Raw genomic sequence first — 19,012 nt, 5'->3', positions numbered from 1 at the left:
GCCGTAACGCTCAGTAATTGCTTGCGGCCGCCTCATTCGGGATGCCCTCGATCGGGCATTCCTCGGTCCCCGCGGTCGAGCGGGTCATCGCCTCGACCATGTCTCGCGTACCCTCCGGATCGGCGATCCAGTTCTTGTAGAAATCATAGGGGCAGGCCGCGACGCCGCGTGGGCTTTCGCCGGAATTGATCATGCCTGTATAGCCGCGGTGAACGAGCTTATAGAGATGGTTCTGCGACTGACCATTGCGGCGCGCATCGCGGATCAGATTTTTCGAGAGCTGCGCATATTGGATGCCGTATTCCTCCTCGCCGGTCTCGCCGAGGGTGCGGCCATCGAAGCCGATGATCGCGGAGTGACCGAAGTACGAATAGACGCCGTCGAAGCCGGCGGCATTGGCGACCGCGACATAGACGTTGTTGGCCCACGCCATGGCCTTGGAAATCAGAACCTGCTGTTCCTTGGCCGGATACATGTAGCCCTGGCAGCGCACGATCAGCTCGGCCCCCTTCATGGCGCAGTCGCGCCAGATTTCCGGGAAGTTGCCGTCGTCGCAGATAATCAGGCTGACCTTCAGGCCTTTTGGACCGTCGGACACATAGGTGCAATTGCCGGGATACCAGCCTTCGATCGGCACCCACGGCATGATCTTGCGGTACTTCTGGACGATCTCGCCCTTGTCGTTCATCAGGATCAAGGTGTTGTAGGGCGCCTTGTGCGGATGCTCCTCGTGGCGCTCGCCGGTGAGCGAGAACACGCCCCAAACCTTGGCCTTGCGGCAGGCTGCGGCGAAGATCGCGGTTTCTTCGCCCGGCACCACGGAAGCCGTCTCATACATCTCCTTGGAGTCGTACATGATGCCGTGGGTGGAGTATTCGGGGAATATCACCAGATCCATGCCGGGCAGGCCGGCCTTCATGCCCACCACCATGTCGGCGATCTTGCGGGCGTTATCGAGCACCTCGGCCTTGGTGTGCAGGCGGGGCATCTTGTAGTTGACCACCGCGACGCCGACGGTGTCGTTGCTGCTGGAAATGTCACCGTGAAGCATTCGAACGCTCCTGTATCTTGTTTGAGGTTACCGCCGACAGCCCGGCTGCGTGCATTAGTGACTGATCATCCACGGGCGCGCGGTGGGAAAACCCTTGGCTCCGCTCTTTGTCTTGGTCATCAGCCGCGCCGGCTTCTTCTTGCCTGATGCGTTGTTGCCCGTGGAGCAGCAGCCGCAGCCGGGGCCGTGCGAGGCCTTGTATTGTGCGAGCGTTTGCGGCGCGTGCGTGCTGCGCTCGTTGACGGCATGCGCCTTGCGCTTCTCCGCCGGCATGCAGAAGAAGTTCGGCGCGGTCAGGATCACCCGCGGCGCCATGCTTTCGCACTGCGGACAGGCCTGCGGGTCGTCGCATTCCGCCATCGGGCGCAGATCCTTGAATGGACCGCAGTCGTCACAGAGATATTCATAGACCGGCATCGCATCATCCCTACGCTATTGCCTGTTCAACACATCCGGCGGCGGATGCGGGGCGGCAAAGAGGCGCCGTCCCGCATCCTTCTCGCGCAAGGATTACTTGTCCGGCGAGATCGGCATCTGGATATCGCCCGTGATGTGCTTGATGGGTCCTGCCGCCGACGGCATCACGTCGAAATCGAAGATCTCCGTCGGCAGCCACAGCGTGGCGCAGGCGTTGGGTACGTCGACCACGCCGGAGATGTGGCCCTGGCACGGCGCGGTGCCGAGGATCGAATAGGCCTGGGCACCGGAGTAGCCGAACTTCTTCAGATACTCGATCGCGTTGAGGCAGGCCTGGCGATAGGCGATGTGAACGTCGAGATAGTGCTGCTTGCCGGCCTCGTCGACCGAGATGCCCTCGAAGATCAGATAGTCCTTGTAGTTCGGCGTGATCGGCGACGGCTTGAAGATCGGATTCTTGATGCCGTACTTCGCTACGCCGTCCTTGATGACATCGACCTTCAGATGCAGCCAGCCGGCCATCTCGATCGCGCCGCAGAAGGTGATCTCGCCGTCGCCCTGGCTGAAGTGCAGATCGCCCATCGAGAGGCCGCCGCCCGGCACATAGACCGGGAAGTAGATTTTCGAGCCGCGCGACAGATCCTTGATGTCGCAATTGCCGCCATGCTCGCGCGGCGGCACGGTGCGCGCACCTTCCGCGCCGATCTTGGCCTTGACGTCACCCTTGGCGCGGCCGCCATGCGCGGTGGGCGCGAACGGCGGATTGGCAAGGCCGGGCACGCGGGTCGGGTTGGTCGAGATCAGCTCGGCCTCGCGCTTGTTCCACATGTCCAGCATCTTCGGGTCGGGCAGACAGCCGATCAGGCCGGGATGGATCAAACCGGCGAAGCTGACGCCGGGCACGTGGCGCGACGAGGTGTAGAGGCCCTTGATGTCCCAGATCGACTTCTGCGCCAACGGGAAGTGGTCGGTGAGGAAGCCGCCGCCATTCCGCTTCGAGAAGAAGCCGTTGAAGCCCCACAGGCTCTCCTTGAGCGGACCGACGTCGAGGAGATCGACGACGAGGAGGTCACCGGGCTCGGCGCCCTTGACGCCGATCGGGCCGGAGAGGAAGTGCACGATCGACAGATCGATGTCGCGTACATCGTCGGCAGAATCGTTGTTCTTGATGAAGCCGCCGGTCCAGTCATAGGTCTCGATGATGAAGTCGTCGCCGGGATTGACCCAGGCCACGATCGGGATGTCGGGGTGCCAGCGGTTGTGCACCATGTCATTTTCATAGGCCGACTTGGTGAGATCGACCTTGATCAGTGTCTCTGGCATCGAGATGCTCCCCTTTTACACGGTTGGTTAGACGGACAGATATTTGGAGACCTGCGCAGCATCGACGCTGTCGCGCGGATCGTCGCGGACGATCTCACCGTTCTCGATCACCAGCACGCGGTCGGCGATATCGAGCGCGAAGCTCAGGACCTGTTCGGACACAACGATCGACAAGCCGCGCTCGTCGCGGATGCGCTTCAGCGTGCGCGCCATGTCCTTGATGATCGAGGGCTGGATGCCTTCGGTCGGCTCATCCAGCAGCAGAACCTTCGGCTTGGTCGCGAGCGCGCGCGCGATCGCGAGCTGCTGCTGCTGGCCGCCGGAGAGATTGCCGCCGCGGCGGCCCTTCATTTCCAAGAGCACCGGAAACAGCTCATAGATGTCGCCGGGCACCGCGGACTCGCCGGAGACGACGAGGCCGGTCTCGATGTTCTCTTTCACGGTCATGGCGGAGAAGATCATGCGGCCCTGCGGCACATAGGCGAGGCCCTTGGCCACGCGCTCATAGCTTTTCAGGCTGCCGAGCTCGGCGCCGTCCATGGTCACCGAACCGCTCTTCGCCGGCAGGATACCCATCAGCGATTTCATCAGCGTGGTCTTGCCCATGCCGTTGCGGCCCATGATCGCAACGATCTCGTTGGGCGCGACCTTGACGTTGAGCCCGTGCAGCACCTCGCTCTGGCCGTAGGCGACGTGAAGATCGGAAATTGCCAGCATGTAAGCTCCTACGAGTGGACGCTTCTCTTCACCTCTCCCCATCGGGAAGAGGTCGCGCCGAAGGCGCGGGTGAGGCGGATCAGGTTCATCGAGGGAGCGGAACCCCTCACCCGAATTGCTTCGCAATTCGACCTCTCCCTCTGGGAGAGGTGGACCTTCGCGGCGGCAACATCTTTCGTCATGTCTCAGTGGCCCAGATAGACTTCGATGACCTTGGGATCGTTCTTCACCTTCTCCATGGTCCCCTCCGAGAGGATCTGGCCCTGGTGCAGCACGGTGATCTTGTGCGCGATGTCCTCGACGAACTTCATGTCGTGCTCGATCACCAGCACCGAGCGGTTCTTGATGATACGATTGAGCAGCTCGGCGGTCTTGGCGCGCTCGGAGACGCTCATGCCGGCAACGGGCTCATCTAACATCAGCAGGTCCGGGTCCTGGATCAGCAGCATGCCGATCTCGAGCCACTGCTTCTGGCCGTGGCTGAGCAGATCGGCATTCACGTTCAGCCGGTCCTTCAGGAAGATCATCTCGGCGACTTCATGCACGCGGTCGCGCACGGCGGCGTCGCGGGTGAAGGTCAGCGCACCGAACACCGACCGGCCGCGCGGGTAGGAGATTTCCAGGTTCTCGAACACGGTGAGATCGTCATAGATCGACGGGTTCTGGAACTTGCGGCCGACCCCGGTCTTGACGATCTCGTTTTCCTTCATCCTCGTCAGCTCCTTGCCGCGGAACTGAATCGAGCCCGACGTTGCTTTGGTCTTGCCGCAGATCAGGTCGAGCACGGTGGTCTTGCCGGCGCCGTTCGGACCGATGATGACGCGGATTTCGTTCTCGTCGACGTAAAAGGACAGATCGTTGACCGCCTTGAATCCGTCGAACGACACGGTCAGGGCCTCGACAGCGAGCAGGAATTCCTTGGGCTGGTGACCTACGAGCATGACGATCCTCCTCACTCCGCCGGGGCGCCGTCGGCGACCGAGCTGTCGGTCCAGCCGGCGGGTTGCGATTTGCGCGACGAGACCAGGCGATCGATGCGCGGCTGCACATAATCGCCCCAGATCCCGGCGAGACCGTTCGGGAAGGCAAGGACCACGGCGATGAACAAGCCGCCCAATCCGAACAGCCACAATTCGGGAAAGGTTTCCGACAGGCTGGTCTTGGCGAAGTTGACCAGCAGCGTGCCGTAGATCGCGCCGAGGATGGAAAGCCGGCCGCCGACGGCGGTGTAGATCACCATTTCGATCGAGGGCACGATGCCGACGAAGGACGGCGACATGAAGCCGACATTGAGCGCGAACATGGCGCCGCCGATCGCGGCAAACACGGCGGCGATGCAGAAGGCGAATATCTTGAAGTTCGCGACGCTATAGCCGGAGAACCGGACCCGGTCCTCTTTCTCCCGCATTGCGACCAGGATGCGTCCGAGCTTGGCGTGCCGGACGAATTGCGCGATCATGATGCAGACGAACAGGCATCCGACCTCGAAGAAGTACAGCACGACCTTGGCGTGATCGGGCCGGATGTCCCACCCCTTCAGCGTGCGCAGGTCGGTCATGCCGTTGATGCCGCCGGTGTAGCCCTGCTGCCCGACGATCAGGATGGTCAGGATGGCCGCGACCGCCTGGGTGATGATGGCGAAATAAGTGCCGCCGACCCGGCGCTTGAACATCGCGGTGCCGATGATCCAGGCGAAGATGCCGGGCACGAGAACAATGGCCGCGACCGTGAAGGTGAGACTGTTGAAGGGCTTCCAGAAGAACGGCAGCGCGGTGATCTGATTCCAGTCCATGAAATCGGGAATGCCGGGAGTCGACTGGATCTTGGTGTTCTCCACGCTCGATGCCTCAAGCTTGAGAAACATCGCCATGCAATAGCCGCCGAGCCCGAAGAACACGCCCTGGCCGAGGCTGAGAATGCCGCCATAGCCCCAGCAGATCACCAGCCCGAGCGCGACGAAGGCATAGGTCAGGTATTTTGCGACCAGGTTGAGCCTGAAGACATCGAGCGTGAGCGGAAGGACCACCACCAGGAAGACCGCGAGTACCAGAATTCCGATGAACTCCGATCGGTTGAAGAAGCGATTGTCGGTCATTGCATCAACCTCTGTTTCTCACTTGCGGACCTTGAGGGCGAACAGCCCTTGCGGCCGCAGCATCAGGATTCCGACAACGGCGAGCAGCGTCAGCACCTTGGCCATCGAGCCCGACATGAAGAACTCGAGGGTGGATTGCGTCTGCGAGATCGAGAAGGCCGAGGCGATGGTGCCGAGCAGGCTCGCCGCGCCGCCGAACACGACCACGAGGAACGTATCGACGATGTAGAGCTGCCCGGACGTCGGCCCGGTGGAGCCGATCATCGTGAAGGCGCTCCCGGCGACGCCGGCGATGCCGCAGCCAAGGCCGAAAGTGTAGCGATCGACCTTTTCGGTGTTGATGCCGACGGCGCCGGCCATGATGCGGTTCTGCACGACGGCACGCACCTGGCGGCCCCACCGCGATTTGAACATGACATAGGCGACGCCGATGGTGATCAGGACGGTGAGGCACATCACGAACACGCCGTTGATCGGCACTTCGATGCTGTCGGTGACGTGCAGCGAGCCGAGCATCCATTGCGGCAGCTCGACGCCGACCTCCCGCGCACCGAACACGGAACGATAGGCCTGCTGGAGCATCAGGCTGAGGCCCCAGGTCGCAAGCAGCGTGTCGAGCGGGCGCTTGTAGAGATGCCGTATCAGCGCCCATTCCACCAGCATTCCCAGCGCGCCGGACGCGACAAAGGCCAGGATCATCGCGAGGAAGAAGTAGCCGCCGAACAGGCTCGGCAGGTAGGTCTGGAATAAATTCGAGGTCATCCAGGTGACGTAGGCGCCGAGGATCATGAACTCGCCATGGGCCATGTTGATCACGCCCATCTGGCCGAAGATGATCGCAAGGCCCAGCGCCATCAGGACGTAGACCGAGAACAGGATCAGTCCCGCAAAACCCTGCATGACGAAGATGGAGCCAAGGTCACCAATCGAATAGTCGCCGAACATCGATGTCCTCCGTCGGGGATAAGGTCCCGCGTCGCGCGCAGATTCGCGACGCGGGGGTCTTGGGCGTGGACTTGCGATCCACGCCAGGGAGCGGCCTAGTCTTGAGGGAAACGCGACGGATGCCGCGACTTGCCGGTAACTGTTGTCTTACTGGTAGCCCTTGGGGAACGGATCCGGCTCGACGAGATCGGCGGTCTCGTAGATCAGCTCGAACTGACCATCGAGCTTGGCGCGTCCCACCCGGGTCTTCGACCAGAGGTGATGATTTTCGTGGATGCGCACATAGCCTTCCGGAGCGCCCTTGAACTCGACGCCAGGCGAAGCCGCAGCAATCTTGTCGACGTCGAAGGAGCCGGCCTTCTCCACCGTCAACTTCCACAGCCACGGGCCGAGATAGGCAGCCTGGGTGACGTCTCCGATCACCGTCTTCTCGCCCCACATCTTCTTGAACGCCGGCACGAAGGCCTTGTTGTTAGGATTGTCGAGCGACTGGAAATATTTCATGCAGGCATAGGCGCCCGCGATGTTCTCGCCGCCGATGCCGTCGATTTCGTCTTCGGTCACCGAGATCGTCAGCAGCGGCTGCTTGGCGAGGTCGATACCGGCCGCCTTGAGCTGCTTGTAGAACGCAACGTTCGAGCCGCCGACGACGTCGGTGAAGATCACGTCTGGCTTGGTCAGCTTGATCTTGTTGATGACCGAGTTGAACTGGGTGCTGCCGAGCGCGTAGTACTCTTCGCCGACCACCTTGCCCTTCAGCACGTTTTCGACGTGCTTGCGCCCGATCTTGTTCGAGGTACGCGGCCAGATGTAGTCGGAGCCGATGAAGAAGAATGTCTTCGCACCCTTCTCCTTGGCGATCCAGTTCAGGCCGGCGAGGATCTGCTGCGTCGCCTCCTGGCCGGTATAGATCACGTTCTTGGACTGCTCGAGGCCTTCGTAGAAGGTCGGGTAGTAGAGCATTCCGTTATACTGCTCGACGACCGGCAGCACCGCCTTGCGCGAGGCCGACGTCCAGCAGCCCATGATCGCCGCGACCTTGTCGTTGACCAGCAGCTTCTTGGCCTTTTCGGCAAAGGTCGGCCAGTCGCTGGCGCCGTCTTCCTGGATGAACTTGATCTTGCGCCCGAGCACGCCGCCGGCGGCGTTGATCTGCTCGATGGCCAGCTTTTCAGCTTCGATCGAGCCGGTCTCGGAAATCGCCATGGTGCCGGTAGCCGAATGCAGGATGCCGACCGTCACCCCGGTGTCAGTGACCGCAAGACCCGTGGTGTTGACCACCGAGGTTGCCGGGACATCCGCCAGCGACGGCCGCGGCAGCATCGTGATGGCCGGCAGGGCCGCCATTCCCATCAACAGTTTGCGCCGGAGCGGCGAAATCAGGCCCTTGCTTGCTTCGTCTGACATGAGCACCCCACTTTTGTTCGAGGACACGCGATTGGTCCCGTGAGGATGGCTCGAATTTGTGCAGCGCAAGCATACGCAAGATCGCGTATATTGCACCGCAAAATACCGACGTAGGCTTTTGGTACGAGATTTGCGAGGGCTCCGGGGCAGTATCGGGAGTGGGGTTATAAGTGGCAGGGCGGCAGCGAATAGACCGCGTCAGGCGCCAGTACAACCAGTGGGTCGCCAACCAGACGCTGGAAGACTATGCGCTGCGCTTCACTGCGAAGAGCGCGCGCCGCTGGTCCGCCGCCCGCGTCGCCAACACCGCGCTCGGCGCGATCTCCTTTCTCGCCCTTGAAGCGATCGGCGGCACGATCACGCTGAACTACGGCGCCAGCAACGCGACCGCGGCCATCCTGGTCGTCAGCGTCATCATCTTCCTGTGCGGGCTCCCGATCGCCTACCATGCCGCCAGATGCGGCATCGACATCGACCTGCTGACCCGCGGCGCCGGCTTCGGCTATATCGGCTCGACCATCACCTCGCTGATCTATGCCTCCTTCACCTTCATCTTCTTCGCGTTCGAAGCGGTCATTCTGGCGGCCGCGCTGGAGATGTGCTTCGGCATTCCGCGCCCGCTCGGCTATCTCATCAGCGCCATCGTCATCATCCCGCTGGTGACCTACGGCATCACCCTGATCAGCCGCTTCCAGCTGTGGACGCAGCCGCTCTGGATCATCCTGCACGTCCTCCCCTTCCTGGCGATCGCCTGGGCCAATCCGCATTCATTCACCGAGTGGCGGAAATTCGCCGGCGAGCATGGCGATCCCGGCGGCCATCTCGATCTGCTGCTGTTCGGGACCGCGTCCTCCGTGGTGTTCTCGCTGGTGGCGCAGATCGGCGAGCAGGTCGACTTCCTGCGCTTCCTGCCGCGCGACCGCCGCACCTCGCGGACCTCATGGTGGATCGCCCTGCTCAGCGCCGGACCGGGCTGGATCATCTTCGGCGCGCTCAAGCTGTTGGTCGGCTCGTTCCTGGCCTATTTCGCGCTGAGCCACGGCGTCGCCAACGAACAGGCCGCCGAGCCCGCCAACATGTATCTCGAGGCGTTCCGCTACGTGCTGTCGCAGCCGGATCTCGCGCTGGCGCTGACCGGCACCTTCGTCATCCTGTCGCAGGTCAAGATCAACGTCACCAACGCCTATGCGGGCTCGATCGCCTGGTCGAACTTCTTCTCGCGGCTGACCCACAGCCATCCCGGCCGCGTGGTCTGGCTGGTGTTCAACGTGACGGTGGCGCTGCTCTTGATGGAGATCGGCGTCTACAGGGCGCTGGAGCAGACGCTGGCACTCTATTCAAACGTCGCAATCGCCTGGGTCGGCGCGCTGGTCGCCGATCTCGTCATCAACAAGCCGCTGGGCTTGCGCCCGCCGCAAATCGAGTTCAAGCGCGCGCATCTCTACGACGTCAATCCGGTCGGTGTCGGGGCGATGACGATCGCGACCATCGTTTCGATCAGCGCGTTCTACGGATTGTTCGGGCCGACCGCGAAGGCGCTGTCGGCCTTCGTGGCGCTCGCGGTTGCCTTCGTCACCGCACCGCTGATCGCCTGGGCCACCGATGGCAAATACTACATCGCGCGCAAGCCGAAGCGGAGCTGGCAGAACGTCGAGGCGATCTCGTGCTGTATCTGCGAGCATTCGTTCGAGCCGGAGGACATGGCCTCCTGCCCGGCCTATGCCGGGCCGATCTGCTCGCTGTGCTGCTCGCTCGATGCCCGCTGCCACGACCTCTGCAAGCCGCACGCGCGCGCCCAGGCACAGTTCTCCGAGACGCTCGGCAAGATCCTGCCGCGGCCCATCTTTGAGCGGATCAATTCGCAGCTCGGCCACTATATCGGCGTGTTCGTGATCTCGGCCGGCCTCGTCGCGCTGGTGCTGGGGCTGATCTATCTCCAGACCTCGGCGAGCGTGCATGGCGAGAACATGCTGGTCTCCAACGTGCTGTGGAAGGTGTTCTTCTCGCTCAGCATCATCATCGGGGTGGTGGCCTGGCTGTTCGTGCTGGCGCAGCAGAGCCGCCGCGCGGCGGAGGCGGAGACGCGGCGGCAGACGGCGCTGCTGATCCAGGAGATCGACGCGCACAAGCGCACCGACGCCGAGCTTCAGCGCGCCAAGGAAGTGGCCGAATCCGCCAACCTCGCCAAGAGCCGCTATGTCGTGGGCCTGAGCCACGAGCTGCGCTCGCCGCTGAACGCGATCAGCGGCTATGCGCAGCTCCTCGAGCAGGATGCGACGCTGCAGACCAAGCCGCGCGACCAGGTCCGCGTCGTCCGCCGCAGCGCCGACCACCTCTCGGGCCTGATCGACGGCATTCTGGATATTTCCAAGATCGAGGCGGGGCGACTGTATCTGTCGCGCGACGAGGTGCGGCTGAGCGAATTCCTCGACCAGCTCGTCGGCATGTTCCGCCTCCAGGCGGCCGCCAAGGGCATCGACTTCGTGTTCAGGCGACCGGCGACACTGCCGGTCGTTGTCTATGCGGACGAGAAGCGGCTGCGCCAGGTGCTGATCAACCTGATCTCCAACGCGATCAAGTTTACCCAGACCGGCAGCGTGCAATTCGTCGTGCACTACCGCAGCCCGGTCGCTGAATTCGAGGTGACCGACACCGGCCCCGGCATCCAGGCCGACGACCTCGAACGCATCTTCGCGCCGTTCGAGCGCGGCGCGCTCGGCGTTTCGCAGCCGCAGAGCGGCACGGGACTCGGGCTCACCATCAGCCGGCTGCTCGCGGGCGTGATGGGCGGCGACATCAAGGTCACGAGCAAGGTCGGCGTCGGCAGCACGTTCAAGGTCAAGATCCTGCTGTCGGAGGTCATCAACCCCCGGCGTACCGCACCGGTGGAGGCACCGGTCTCCGGCTATCACGGTGCGCGCAAGACCATCCTCATCACAGACGACGACCCCGTGCATCGCGACCTCCTGCGCGAGGTGCTGACACCCCTCGGCTTCATCCTGCTGAGCGCCACCGATGGCCCGGGCTGCCTGGCGCTGGCGCAGCATTGCCGGCCCGATCTGTTCCTGCTCGACATCTCCATGCCGGGCATGGACGGCTGGACCGTGGCCGAGACGCTGCGCGCGAACGGCCATCACCAGGCGCGCATCCTGATGGTGTCGGCGAGCGCGCTCGAAGCCCACGGCGCGCCGCTGGCGCAGCCCTTCCATGACGGCTATCTGATGAAGCCGATCGACATCCCGCGGCTGCTCGAGACGATCCGGCAGCTTCTCAAGTTCGAATGGCAGTACGGCTCGGACGAGATCACTGTACCGCTGTGGCGACCAGAGAGCGGATCGCGGCCGCCGGTGCGACACATCGAGGCGCTGATCGGGCTCGGCCAGATCGGTTATGTCAAAGGCATCCAGTTGAAGCTGGACGAGATCGGCAGCGAGCATCCCGAGCACGCCGATTTCGTCGCGCAGATGCGGTCGCTGGTCGACCGCTTCGATCTCGATCAATACATGGCCACATTGAAGACGTTGCATACGTATGAGCACTGAGTCGAAAAAGCGCGACATCGCGCTCGTTGTCGACGACTCCCCGGAGACGCTGCGGCTGCTCACCGACGCGCTCGATGGCGCCGGCATGACGGTGATGGTGGCGCTCGACGGCGCAGCCGCGATGCGTATCGTCGACCAGATCACGCCGGACATCGTGCTGTTAGATGCCGTGATGCCCGGCATAGACGGGTTCGAGACCTGCCGCCGCTTGAAGCGCGATGCGGGCCTTGCCAATGTTCCCGTGATCTTCATGACGGGCCTGGCCGAGACCGAGCACATCGTACGCGGGCTGGACGCCGGCGGCGTTGACTATGTGACCAAGCCGATCGTGATCGAGGAGATGCTGGCGCGGATTCGCGTCCATCTCGGCAATGCGCGGCTGACCCAGAGCGCGCGTGCCGCGCTCGACGTCTCCGGCCGTTTCCTGTTTGCGGTCAACCGCCAGGGCCACATCCTCTGGGCGACGCCGCAGGCGCAAAAGCTGTTGTCGGACCACCACGGTACACAGGCCGGCGACGAGATCGGACTGCCGGCCTCGCTGCTGCAATGGCTGGAGCAGGCGAAGGGGAAGAGCGGCCAGAAATCGCAAGCGGCGTCTCTCCCCGAAAATCCGCAGCTGCGGTTCTATTATATGGGCGAGCTCGCGCCGAACGAATTCCTGCTGCGGCTCTCCAAGGAAGCCGGCGCATCGCCGCCGCCCGAATTCACCAGCGAGCTCGGCCTCACCACCCGCGAGGGCGAGGTGCTGGCCTGGCTCTCCAAGGGCAAGACCAACCGGGACATCGCGCAGATTTTAGGACTTAGCCCGCGCACGGTCGACAAGCATCTCGAGCAGATCTACGCCAAGCTCGGCGTGGAGAATCGGACCGCTGCGGCCGCGATTGCGGCGAATGCGACGCGGAGGAATTCGTAGCCGCTCTGATTTTGCCTCACACGGTTGCGCATGAGTCGCGATGCCGTTGCACCGATCAACGGTGTCGTCCCGGCGAAGGCCGGGACCCATACCGCGTGATCTCTCGATTTTGGGCGGTAGCAGTACCGAACGACGAGTCTTCGCCAAACTGCTCCCTGGGGTTATGGGTCCCGGCCTACGCCGGGACGACAGTTGAGTGTGCCGCGGGCATTTGCCGCCCCGTCACCCGTAAACAAACGCCTTGTCGTCCAGATTCGTCTTCGGGATCTCGTCCTTCTCGGTCCAGTAGTCCTGGCTGTGCTGCCACTCCGGCTTGTCGCCGCGCTTGGGCAACAGGTCCATGTTACGCATCAGGTAACCGGGATTGAAGTTTTCCGGATCGATCCAGGGCAGGATCGGCATGTTGTGGTCCTCGGGGCGCAGCTTGACCTCGACCTTCTTCGCGCCCTTGTCCTTCATATGGCCAAGGAGCCGGCAGACGAAGTCGGCGACGAGATCGACGCGCAGCGTCCAGCTCGCGCGGAAATAGCCGAACACCCAGACCATGTTCGGCACGCCCGTGAACATCATGCCGCGATAGGTAACGGTGTCGCCGAAGGCGAGCGGCCGGCCATCGATCTCGAAGGCGATGTCGCCGAGCGCCGCGAGGTTGAAGCCGGTCGCGGTGACGATGACGTCGGCCTCGAGCAGCTTGCCCGACTTAAGCTGGATGCCATTCTCGACGAAGCACTCGATCTCGTCGGTGACGACGGACGCCTTGCCGCCGGCGATACCCTTGAACAGATCGGCATCGGGCACGAAGGCGATGCGCTGCCGCCACGGCCGGTAACTCGGCGTGAAGTGCGTCTCGACGTCGTAGTCCGGACCGAGGACCGCGCTGATCTGGCCGATCAGTTCCTTCTTGACCTGCTCTGGCTTGGCCACGCAGAGCTTTGTGAACGCATCCTGCTCGAACAATATTTTGCGGCGGACAATCTCGTGGATCCACTCTTCGTCCACCTGGAGCCTGCGCAGTTCCTCCGCGATCTCGATGGCGTTGCGGCCGAGCCGGAAATAGGTCGGCGAGCGCTGAAGCATAGTGACATGCGCGCAGGCGTCCGCGATGTTCGGCACCAGCGTCGCGGCGGTCGCGCCCGATCCGATCACGACCACCTTCTTGCCCGAGAGATCGAGATCATCCGGCCAGGTCTGCGGATGGACGATACGACCCTTGTAGCGGTCCATGCCTTTCCATTCCGGCGTATAGCCCTCGGAATGGCGGTAGTAGCCCTGGCACATCCAGAGGAAGTTCGCGGTGAAGGTCTTTGGCTCACCGGTGTCGGTCGTCACCGCCTCGATGGTCCAGAGATTTTGCTCGCTCGACCAGCTCGCCGAATTGATCTTGTGCCCGTAGCGGATGTGCCTTGCGAGATCATTGTCCTCGATCACCTCGTTCATGTAGGCGAGGATCTCTTCGGCGGTCGCGATCGGCGGGCCGACCCAGGGCTTGAAGCGATAGCCGAAGGTGTGGAGGTCGCTGTCGGAGCGGATGCCGGGATAGCGATGCGTGATCCAGGTGCCGCCGAACGTCGCCTGCGTCTCCAGAATGACGAAGCTCGTGCCGGGAAGCTGTTTTGTGAGGTGATAGGCGCTGCCGATGCCGGAGATGCCGGCGCCGACGATCAGCACGTCGAAATGTTCTGAGGCCTGTCTGGTGGTGGCGTGACTGCGAACAGCGACATTCATTGTTGCTTCTGTGCCTTGTCTTGTCTTTGAGGCCGTCCTTGACCGGACGGCGCGTTTCCTCCGCGATAGGCATGGTCGCCCATCGCGCTTCCGCTTCAAAATGACATAGATCAAGTCGCGATCAAATCACAGCGTCGCACCCCAGCTCCGCGCGGTCTGCAAGATCCAGTCGCGATAGAGCGTGAGCGGCGTCACGCCCGTCAATCCGCCGCAGCCGGCGGCGCCGTTCGGCCCGGTCGACCAGCTGATGACGCCGACGATCATCGGCCCGTTCGGCTTGTCCTCGAACACCGGGCCACCGGAATCACCGGTGCAAGCGCCGATTCCGTCGCGAACACCGTTGGTTACAGGATCGACCAGCCGTATCTGGAGCGTGCCGGGCTGGCCCGTGGCGATGAGACCGGCCACCCGCGTAACACCGCCGCTCTTGCCGTCGCCGCGCGTGGTGACGCCGATACCGGCAATGGTGAAGCGGCTGCCGACCTGGATTGGAACGTTCGGCGCACCGACCGCCACCGTCGATTTTCCCTTGAGTGGAATATCCAGTTGCAGCAGCGCAACGTCCGCGGTGGCGCGATGCGCCTGCATCGCCTGCATGTTGAAGTTCGGATGGATCGCGACGGTGCGGACATTCATGAGTTGCGGTTTGCCATCGGTCCCGTAGTCGACGATCTTGTAGTCCGCCCCGGGCTGCACGCAGTGCGCCACCGTCAGCACCAGCTTCGGTGCGATCATGCTGCCGGTGCAGAAATTTCCGCGCGAGCCGACGATGGTGACGACCGCACGCGCGACGCCCTCAGCTTGCGGCGTGCCGCCGCCGACAATGGCATGGGCGGGTGCAGTGAGCAGCAGCGCAGCTGCAATGAGCGTCGCGATCTTTGTCATGGGAACACGTCTTGATAGGAAGGCATTTGGCGGTCGAATCGGTGAAAACCGGACATGGCTTCGGACTGGCCCTTGCCGATACCGCGTGCTAGCCGTCTTGTCAGCCTATCTTGGCACGAAATCGACGAGGGCGGGACATTGGCGATCGAGGCGGTCATCTTTGATTTTGGCGGCGTGTTGACGAGCTCGCCGTTCGAGGCGTTCACTCGTTTCGAGACCGAGCGAGGACTGCCCCCCGACATCATCCGGCGTACCAATGCCGCCAATCATCTGGAAAATGCCTGGGCTAGGTTCGAGCGCGCCGAAGTCGACATCGACACTTTCGATCATTTGTTCGCAGCCGAATCGCTTGCGCTCGGCGCCGAGGTCCGCGGACGTGATGTGCTGCCGCTGCTTCAGGGCGATCTGCGCCCCGAGATGGTCGAGGCCTTGAAGCGCATCAAGGCGAAATTCAAGACCGGCTGCATCACCAACAATTTGCCGGCGAACGCCATCGGCAGCCTCACGGGGCGCACGCTCTATGTAGCCGAGGTGATGGCGCTGTTCGACCACGTCATCGAGTCCGCCAGGATCGGGCTGCGCAAGCCCGATCCGCGCATCTACCAGATGATGGTCGAGACGCTGAAGGTCGATCCGAAGGATTGCGTCTATCTCGACGATCTCGGCGTCAACCTCAAGCCCGCGCGCGAGATGGGCATGACCACGATCAAGGTCGGCAGCGGCGCGCAGGCCATCGCCGAGCTCGAGGCGGCGACGGGGCTTAGCCTCCGTTAGTCAAGACACGAGCAACACTACCAGTCCCTCATCCTGAGGCGCGCTGCACGCGCGTCTCGAAGAATGAAGGCCCCGCTCGTCCCCCTCGCCCTTCGAGACGCCGCTTCGCGGCTCCTCAGGGCCGAGGGAACTAGATGGTCACAAGTTGCTTCAGCAAGCTCGTCATTGCGAGCGAAGCGAAGCAATCCAGACTGTCGCCGCGGCGGGATTCTGGATTGCTTCGTCGCTGCGCTCCTCGCAATGACGAGTGCGGCGGGATAACGCTTAACCAACCTGCTCCGCCGCGGTCGTGATCCGCTCCGGGAATGCGGCGGCGAGCGAGGCGCGATCGGGTTTCAGCACGCCGCGCTCGGTGATGAGGCCGGTGACGAGCCGTGCGGGCGTCACGTCGAAAGCATAATTCGCGACCGGCGAGCCCTCCGGCACGATGCGGACCGTCTCCAGCCTGCCGTCGGCGGTGCGGCCGGTCATGTCGGTGACTTCCGTTCCGCTGCGCTGCTCGATCGGAATGTCCCCGATGCCGTCATTGACGGCGAAGTCGATCGTCGGCGACGGCAGCGCGACGTAAAACGGCACGCCGTTGTCGTGGGCGGCGAGCGCCTTGAGATAAGTGCCGATCTTGTTGCAGACGTCGCCATTGGCGGCGACGCGGTCGGTGCCGACGATGGCGAGGTCGACCATGCCGTGCTGCATCAGGTGGCCGCCGGTGTTGTCAGGGATCACGGTGTGCGGCACGCCGTGATGGCCGAGCTCCCAGGCGGTGAGCGAGGCGCCCTGGTTGCGCGGGCGGGTCTCGTCGACCCAGACATGGATCTTGATGCCGCGTTCATGCGCGAGATAGATCGGCGCGGTCGCCGTGCCCCAGTCGACGGTCGCCAGCCAGCCCGCATTGCAATGGGTCAGCACGTTGACGACCTCGCCCGGCTTCTTCTTCGCCGCGATCGCCTCGATCACCGCCAAGCCGTTGCCGGCGATGCCGCGGTTGATCTCGACGTCCTGCTCGACGATCTCGTCGGCGCGAGCATAGGCAGCTTCCGCCCGCTCCAGCGGATCGATCGGCGCGAGTGTCTCGCGCATCTCGTCCAGCGCCCATTTCAGATTGATCGCGGTCGGCCGCGCCACGATCAGGGCCTCGTAGGCGCGCTTCAGGCCGGCATCGGAGCTGTCCTCGCGCATTGCGAGCGCCATGCCATAGGCCGCGGTCGCGCCGATCAAGGGCGCGCCGCGCACCAGCATGTCGCGGATAGCTGTGGCCGCATCTTCACATGACGTCAGCCGCGCGACGACGAATTCATGCGGCAGCCTGCGCTGGTCGATCGCGCCGACCGACCAGCCGTCGCGCTCGCGCCAGATGCTGCGAAAATGCTTGCCGTCGACTTTCATGACATTCCGCCTTTCGCTTCAGGCGCGCAGCACGCGCCCCGCCACCGCATCGAGCTTCTTCAGCAGTTCCGGATCGCGCGCTTCGGGCGCCGTGATCAGCGCGGTGTCGAGCGCGCGATCCGAGCCGACTGGGCACGGCTCATGCTCGCGCGGGAACTCCTTGGCCAGCCGCGCCACCAGCGCCTTCGCCTTGTCGGCGTTCGAGTTCAGCACGCGGATGATGTCCTGGACGGTGACGGCATCGTGATCGGGATGCCAGCAATCGAAATCGGTCACCATCGCGACCGTGGCGTAGCAGATCTCCGCCTCGCGGGCGAGCTTCGCCTCGGGCATGTTGGTCATGCCGATCACGGAATAGCCCAGCGTCTTGTAGGTCATGCTTTCCGCAAGGGTCGAGAATTGCGGCCCTTCCATGCAGACGTAGGTGCCGCCGCGCGCGATCGCGATACCCTCGGCCTCGGCAGCGGTAGCCAGATGAATGCGCAGCCGCGGCGAGACCGGATGGGCCATCGACACATGCGCCACGCAGCCCCTGCCGAAGAACGAGCTCTCGCGGTTGTGGGTGCGATCCACGAACTGATCGACGAGAACGAAAGTGCCGGGCGGCAGTTCCTCCTTGAACGAGCCGCAGGCCGAGAGCGACACCAGATCGGTGACGCCGGCCCGCTTCAGCACGTCGATATTGGCGCGGTAGTTGATGTCGGAGGGCGACAGCCGGTGGCCTTTGTCATGGCGCGGCAGGAACACGATCGGCAGGCCTGCGATGGTGCCGCGCCGCAGGGGAGCCGAGGGCTCACCCCAGGGACTCCTGATCACCTCTTCGTGTGCGCCCTCGAGGCCCGGCAGGTCGTAGATGCCGGAGCCGCCGATGATGCCTAATACCGCCTGCGTCATGCCTGCTCCACCCGTTCGCACTCTCGCGATCCCGTGGAGAAGCTATGCCAGTTTTGCGGCGGTTTTGGAACGGGGGTGGGGGGCGGATGCCGGTACAGTGAGGAGCACAAGGCGCTCGCCACGCAATCGATGTCGTCCTGGCGAAAGCCGGGACCCATTACCCCAGGGAGGAGTTTGGCGAAGATTCGTGGTCCGGGACCACGACCATCCGCGATCGATAGATTCCGCGGTATGGGTCCTGGCTTTCGCCAGGACGACGATCGAGCGTATTGCAGCAGCTTCTCCCCAACACCTCCCCGGGGAGGCAGTCGTGCGTCTGGCTAAGCCGCCGTCGCCGGCTGCAGCTGGGTCGTGACCATTCGCTCCAGCGTCTCGACGGACAGGAAATTCTCCGGAGTGATCTCCGACTGCGGGATGGTGAAGTCGAACTCGGCTTCCACGCCTAGCATCAGGTTGACCATGTCCATCGAGGTCAGGCCGACGTCGACGAGCTTCGCGGACGGCGTCACGTCAGCGGGAAGCGAATTCTGCTCAAGGATGCCCTTCACCAGCTTGATGATGCGATTGCGCACGTCGGTATCGAAGGCCTGCATCGGCAAATTCCATCTGTCTATCAAGGTCGGACCGGACTGCCAGCTACGGTGGGACGGCCGATCCGGCAACGGGCGTGACCATTACTTCGCGTTTCTTAGTAAACGATGACTCAGATTGTCTAAAATCAGGCCTCTTCCAGATCACTAACGCGATAGTGGAAACTCGGGCGATGCGAACAACCGGACCTTAACTGTTCGTTCGGAATAGCAGTTCGTTTACCCTCTATTTCATCGACGAATTTGAATTAAATCCGTAGCCTCACATCATAAGCAAAGATGGTCGGATGATCGCGATGCGCATCGCCAAGGATGCCAGGCGATCTGGAACGACAAACGGAGAGGCGGACG

At 63.1% G+C, this 19,012-nt stretch carries 16 protein-coding genes; 3 read left to right on the top strand and 13 right to left on the bottom strand.

Features of this window, described 5'->3' with window-relative positions:
* Positions 1–10 precede the first annotated feature (10 nt).
* From AYJ54_RS36375 to urtA, 8 genes are all read right to left on the bottom strand, one after another.
* On the bottom strand, positions 11–1,051 hold the full coding sequence (locus AYJ54_RS36375) for an aliphatic amidase (RefSeq protein ID WP_063706887.1): 1,041 nt from the start codon (positions 1,049–1,051) through the stop codon (positions 11–13).
* A 54-nt stretch (positions 1,052–1,105) separates the two neighbouring features.
* A complete protein-coding gene (locus tag AYJ54_RS36370) occupies positions 1,106–1,468 on the bottom strand; it encodes an FmdB family zinc ribbon protein (protein WP_063706885.1) in 363 nt (120 codons plus the stop codon).
* A 93-nt stretch (positions 1,469–1,561) separates the two neighbouring features.
* On the bottom strand, positions 1,562–2,791 hold the full coding sequence (gene fmdA, locus AYJ54_RS36365; RefSeq protein WP_063706883.1) for a formamidase: 1,230 nt from the start codon (positions 2,789–2,791) through the stop codon (positions 1,562–1,564).
* 27 nt (positions 2,792–2,818) lie between these two features.
* Positions 2,819–3,508, bottom strand: a complete 690-nt coding sequence (gene urtE, locus AYJ54_RS36360; RefSeq protein ID WP_063706881.1) for an urea ABC transporter ATP-binding subunit UrtE — start codon at positions 3,506–3,508, stop codon at positions 2,819–2,821.
* A 185-nt stretch (positions 3,509–3,693) separates the two neighbouring features.
* The gene (gene urtD, locus AYJ54_RS36355) at positions 3,694–4,449 is read right to left on the bottom strand and encodes an urea ABC transporter ATP-binding protein UrtD (RefSeq protein WP_063706879.1); all 756 of its coding nucleotides are present in this window, start codon (positions 4,447–4,449) and stop codon (positions 3,694–3,696) included.
* 11 nt (positions 4,450–4,460) lie between these two features.
* On the bottom strand, positions 4,461–5,603 hold the full coding sequence (gene urtC, locus AYJ54_RS36350; protein WP_063706878.1) for an urea ABC transporter permease subunit UrtC: 1,143 nt from the start codon (positions 5,601–5,603) through the stop codon (positions 4,461–4,463).
* A gap of 18 nt (positions 5,604–5,621) precedes the next feature.
* Positions 5,622–6,548 (bottom strand): urea ABC transporter permease subunit UrtB, encoded by a 927-nt coding sequence (gene urtB, locus AYJ54_RS36345; protein WP_063706876.1) that lies wholly within the window; start codon positions 6,546–6,548, stop codon positions 5,622–5,624.
* Positions 6,549–6,695: 147 nt separating this feature from the next.
* Positions 6,696–7,955, bottom strand: a complete 1,260-nt coding sequence (gene urtA / locus AYJ54_RS36340; protein WP_063706874.1) for an urea ABC transporter substrate-binding protein — start codon at positions 7,953–7,955, stop codon at positions 6,696–6,698.
* A gap of 170 nt (positions 7,956–8,125) precedes the next feature.
* On the opposite strand from urtA, the gene AYJ54_RS36335 reads away from it, so the two are divergent.
* A complete protein-coding gene (locus tag AYJ54_RS36335; RefSeq protein ID WP_063706872.1) occupies positions 8,126–11,497 on the top strand; it encodes a hybrid sensor histidine kinase/response regulator in 3,372 nt (1,123 codons plus the stop codon).
* Positions 11,487–12,410 (top strand): response regulator transcription factor, encoded by a 924-nt coding sequence (locus tag AYJ54_RS36330; RefSeq protein WP_063706870.1) that lies wholly within the window; start codon positions 11,487–11,489, stop codon positions 12,408–12,410. Before AYJ54_RS36335 ends, AYJ54_RS36330 begins: the two co-directional genes overlap by 11 nt.
* A 222-nt stretch (positions 12,411–12,632) precedes the next feature.
* Here AYJ54_RS36330 and AYJ54_RS36325 read toward each other — a convergent pair whose 3' ends face one another.
* Positions 12,633–14,135 (bottom strand): flavin-containing monooxygenase, encoded by a 1,503-nt coding sequence (locus tag AYJ54_RS36325; RefSeq protein WP_063706868.1) that lies wholly within the window; start codon positions 14,133–14,135, stop codon positions 12,633–12,635.
* Positions 14,136–14,261: 126 nt separating this feature from the next.
* A complete protein-coding gene (locus tag AYJ54_RS36320) occupies positions 14,262–15,020 on the bottom strand; it encodes a S1 family peptidase (RefSeq protein WP_063706866.1) in 759 nt (252 codons plus the stop codon).
* Positions 15,021–15,158: 138 nt separating this feature from the next.
* Between AYJ54_RS36320 and AYJ54_RS36315 the strand changes: the two genes are divergently transcribed.
* Positions 15,159–15,794 carry an HAD-IA family hydrolase gene (locus AYJ54_RS36315; RefSeq protein WP_063706864.1) on the top strand — a complete coding sequence of 212 codons (636 nt, stop codon included), beginning with the start codon at positions 15,159–15,161 and terminating at the stop codon, positions 15,792–15,794.
* Positions 15,795–16,058: 264 nt separating this feature from the next.
* Here the strand turns inward: AYJ54_RS36315 and mtnA are convergent, their stop codons facing one another.
* From mtnA to AYJ54_RS36300, 3 genes are all read right to left on the bottom strand, one after another.
* On the bottom strand, positions 16,059–17,177 hold the full coding sequence (gene mtnA, locus AYJ54_RS36310; RefSeq protein WP_063706862.1) for an S-methyl-5-thioribose-1-phosphate isomerase: 1,119 nt from the start codon (positions 17,175–17,177) through the stop codon (positions 16,059–16,061).
* A gap of 18 nt (positions 17,178–17,195) precedes the next feature.
* Positions 17,196–18,071: an S-methyl-5'-thioadenosine phosphorylase gene (locus tag AYJ54_RS36305; RefSeq protein ID WP_063706860.1), complete on the bottom strand. Its 876-nt coding sequence runs from the start codon at positions 18,069–18,071 to the stop codon at positions 17,196–17,198.
* Between the two features lie 320 nt (positions 18,072–18,391).
* Positions 18,392–18,664, bottom strand: a complete 273-nt coding sequence (locus tag AYJ54_RS36300; RefSeq protein ID WP_063706858.1) for a phosphopantetheine-binding protein — start codon at positions 18,662–18,664, stop codon at positions 18,392–18,394.
* Positions 18,665–19,012: the final 348 nt, after the last annotated feature.

The organism is Bradyrhizobium centrolobii (assembly GCF_001641635.1).
In the GTDB taxonomy this organism is placed as follows: domain Bacteria; phylum Pseudomonadota; class Alphaproteobacteria; order Rhizobiales; family Xanthobacteraceae; genus Bradyrhizobium; species Bradyrhizobium centrolobii.
Note: the sequence above shows the minus strand (reverse complement) of the source record. Positions and strands in the feature narration are given on the sequence as shown.

What these genes read in the sequence shown, in the direction of transcription:
- AYJ54_RS36375 (WP_063706887.1), bottom strand. Translation starts at nt 1,051, where the DNA reads ATGCTTCACGGTGACATTTCCAGCAGCAACGACACCGTCGGCGTCGCG.
- AYJ54_RS36370 (WP_063706885.1), bottom strand. Translation starts at nt 1,468, where the DNA reads ATGCCGGTCTATGAATATCTCTGTGACGACTGCGGTCCATTCAAGGAT.
- fmdA (WP_063706883.1), bottom strand. Translation starts at nt 2,791, where the DNA reads ATGCCAGAGACACTGATCAAGGTCGATCTCACCAAGTCGGCCTATGAA.
- urtE (WP_063706881.1), bottom strand. Translation starts at nt 3,508, where the DNA reads ATGCTGGCAATTTCCGATCTTCACGTCGCCTACGGCCAGAGCGAGGTG.
- urtD (WP_063706879.1), bottom strand. Translation starts at nt 4,449, where the DNA reads ATGCTCGTAGGTCACCAGCCCAAGGAATTCCTGCTCGCTGTCGAGGCC.
- urtC (WP_063706878.1), bottom strand. Translation starts at nt 5,603, where the DNA reads ATGACCGACAATCGCTTCTTCAACCGATCGGAGTTCATCGGAATTCTG.
- urtB (WP_063706876.1), bottom strand. Translation starts at nt 6,548, where the DNA reads ATGTTCGGCGACTATTCGATTGGTGACCTTGGCTCCATCTTCGTCATG.
- urtA (WP_063706874.1), bottom strand. Translation starts at nt 7,955, where the DNA reads ATGTCAGACGAAGCAAGCAAGGGCCTGATTTCGCCGCTCCGGCGCAAA.
- AYJ54_RS36330 (WP_063706870.1), top strand. Translation starts at nt 11,487, where the DNA reads ATGAGCACTGAGTCGAAAAAGCGCGACATCGCGCTCGTTGTCGACGAC.
- AYJ54_RS36325 (WP_063706868.1), bottom strand. Translation starts at nt 14,135, where the DNA reads ATGAATGTCGCTGTTCGCAGTCACGCCACCACCAGACAGGCCTCAGAA.
- AYJ54_RS36320 (WP_063706866.1), bottom strand. Translation starts at nt 15,020, where the DNA reads ATGACAAAGATCGCGACGCTCATTGCAGCTGCGCTGCTGCTCACTGCA.
- mtnA (WP_063706862.1), bottom strand. Translation starts at nt 17,177, where the DNA reads ATGAAAGTCGACGGCAAGCATTTTCGCAGCATCTGGCGCGAGCGCGAC.
- AYJ54_RS36305 (WP_063706860.1), bottom strand. Translation starts at nt 18,071, where the DNA reads ATGACGCAGGCGGTATTAGGCATCATCGGCGGCTCCGGCATCTACGAC.
- AYJ54_RS36300 (WP_063706858.1), bottom strand. Translation starts at nt 18,664, where the DNA reads ATGCAGGCCTTCGATACCGACGTGCGCAATCGCATCATCAAGCTGGTG.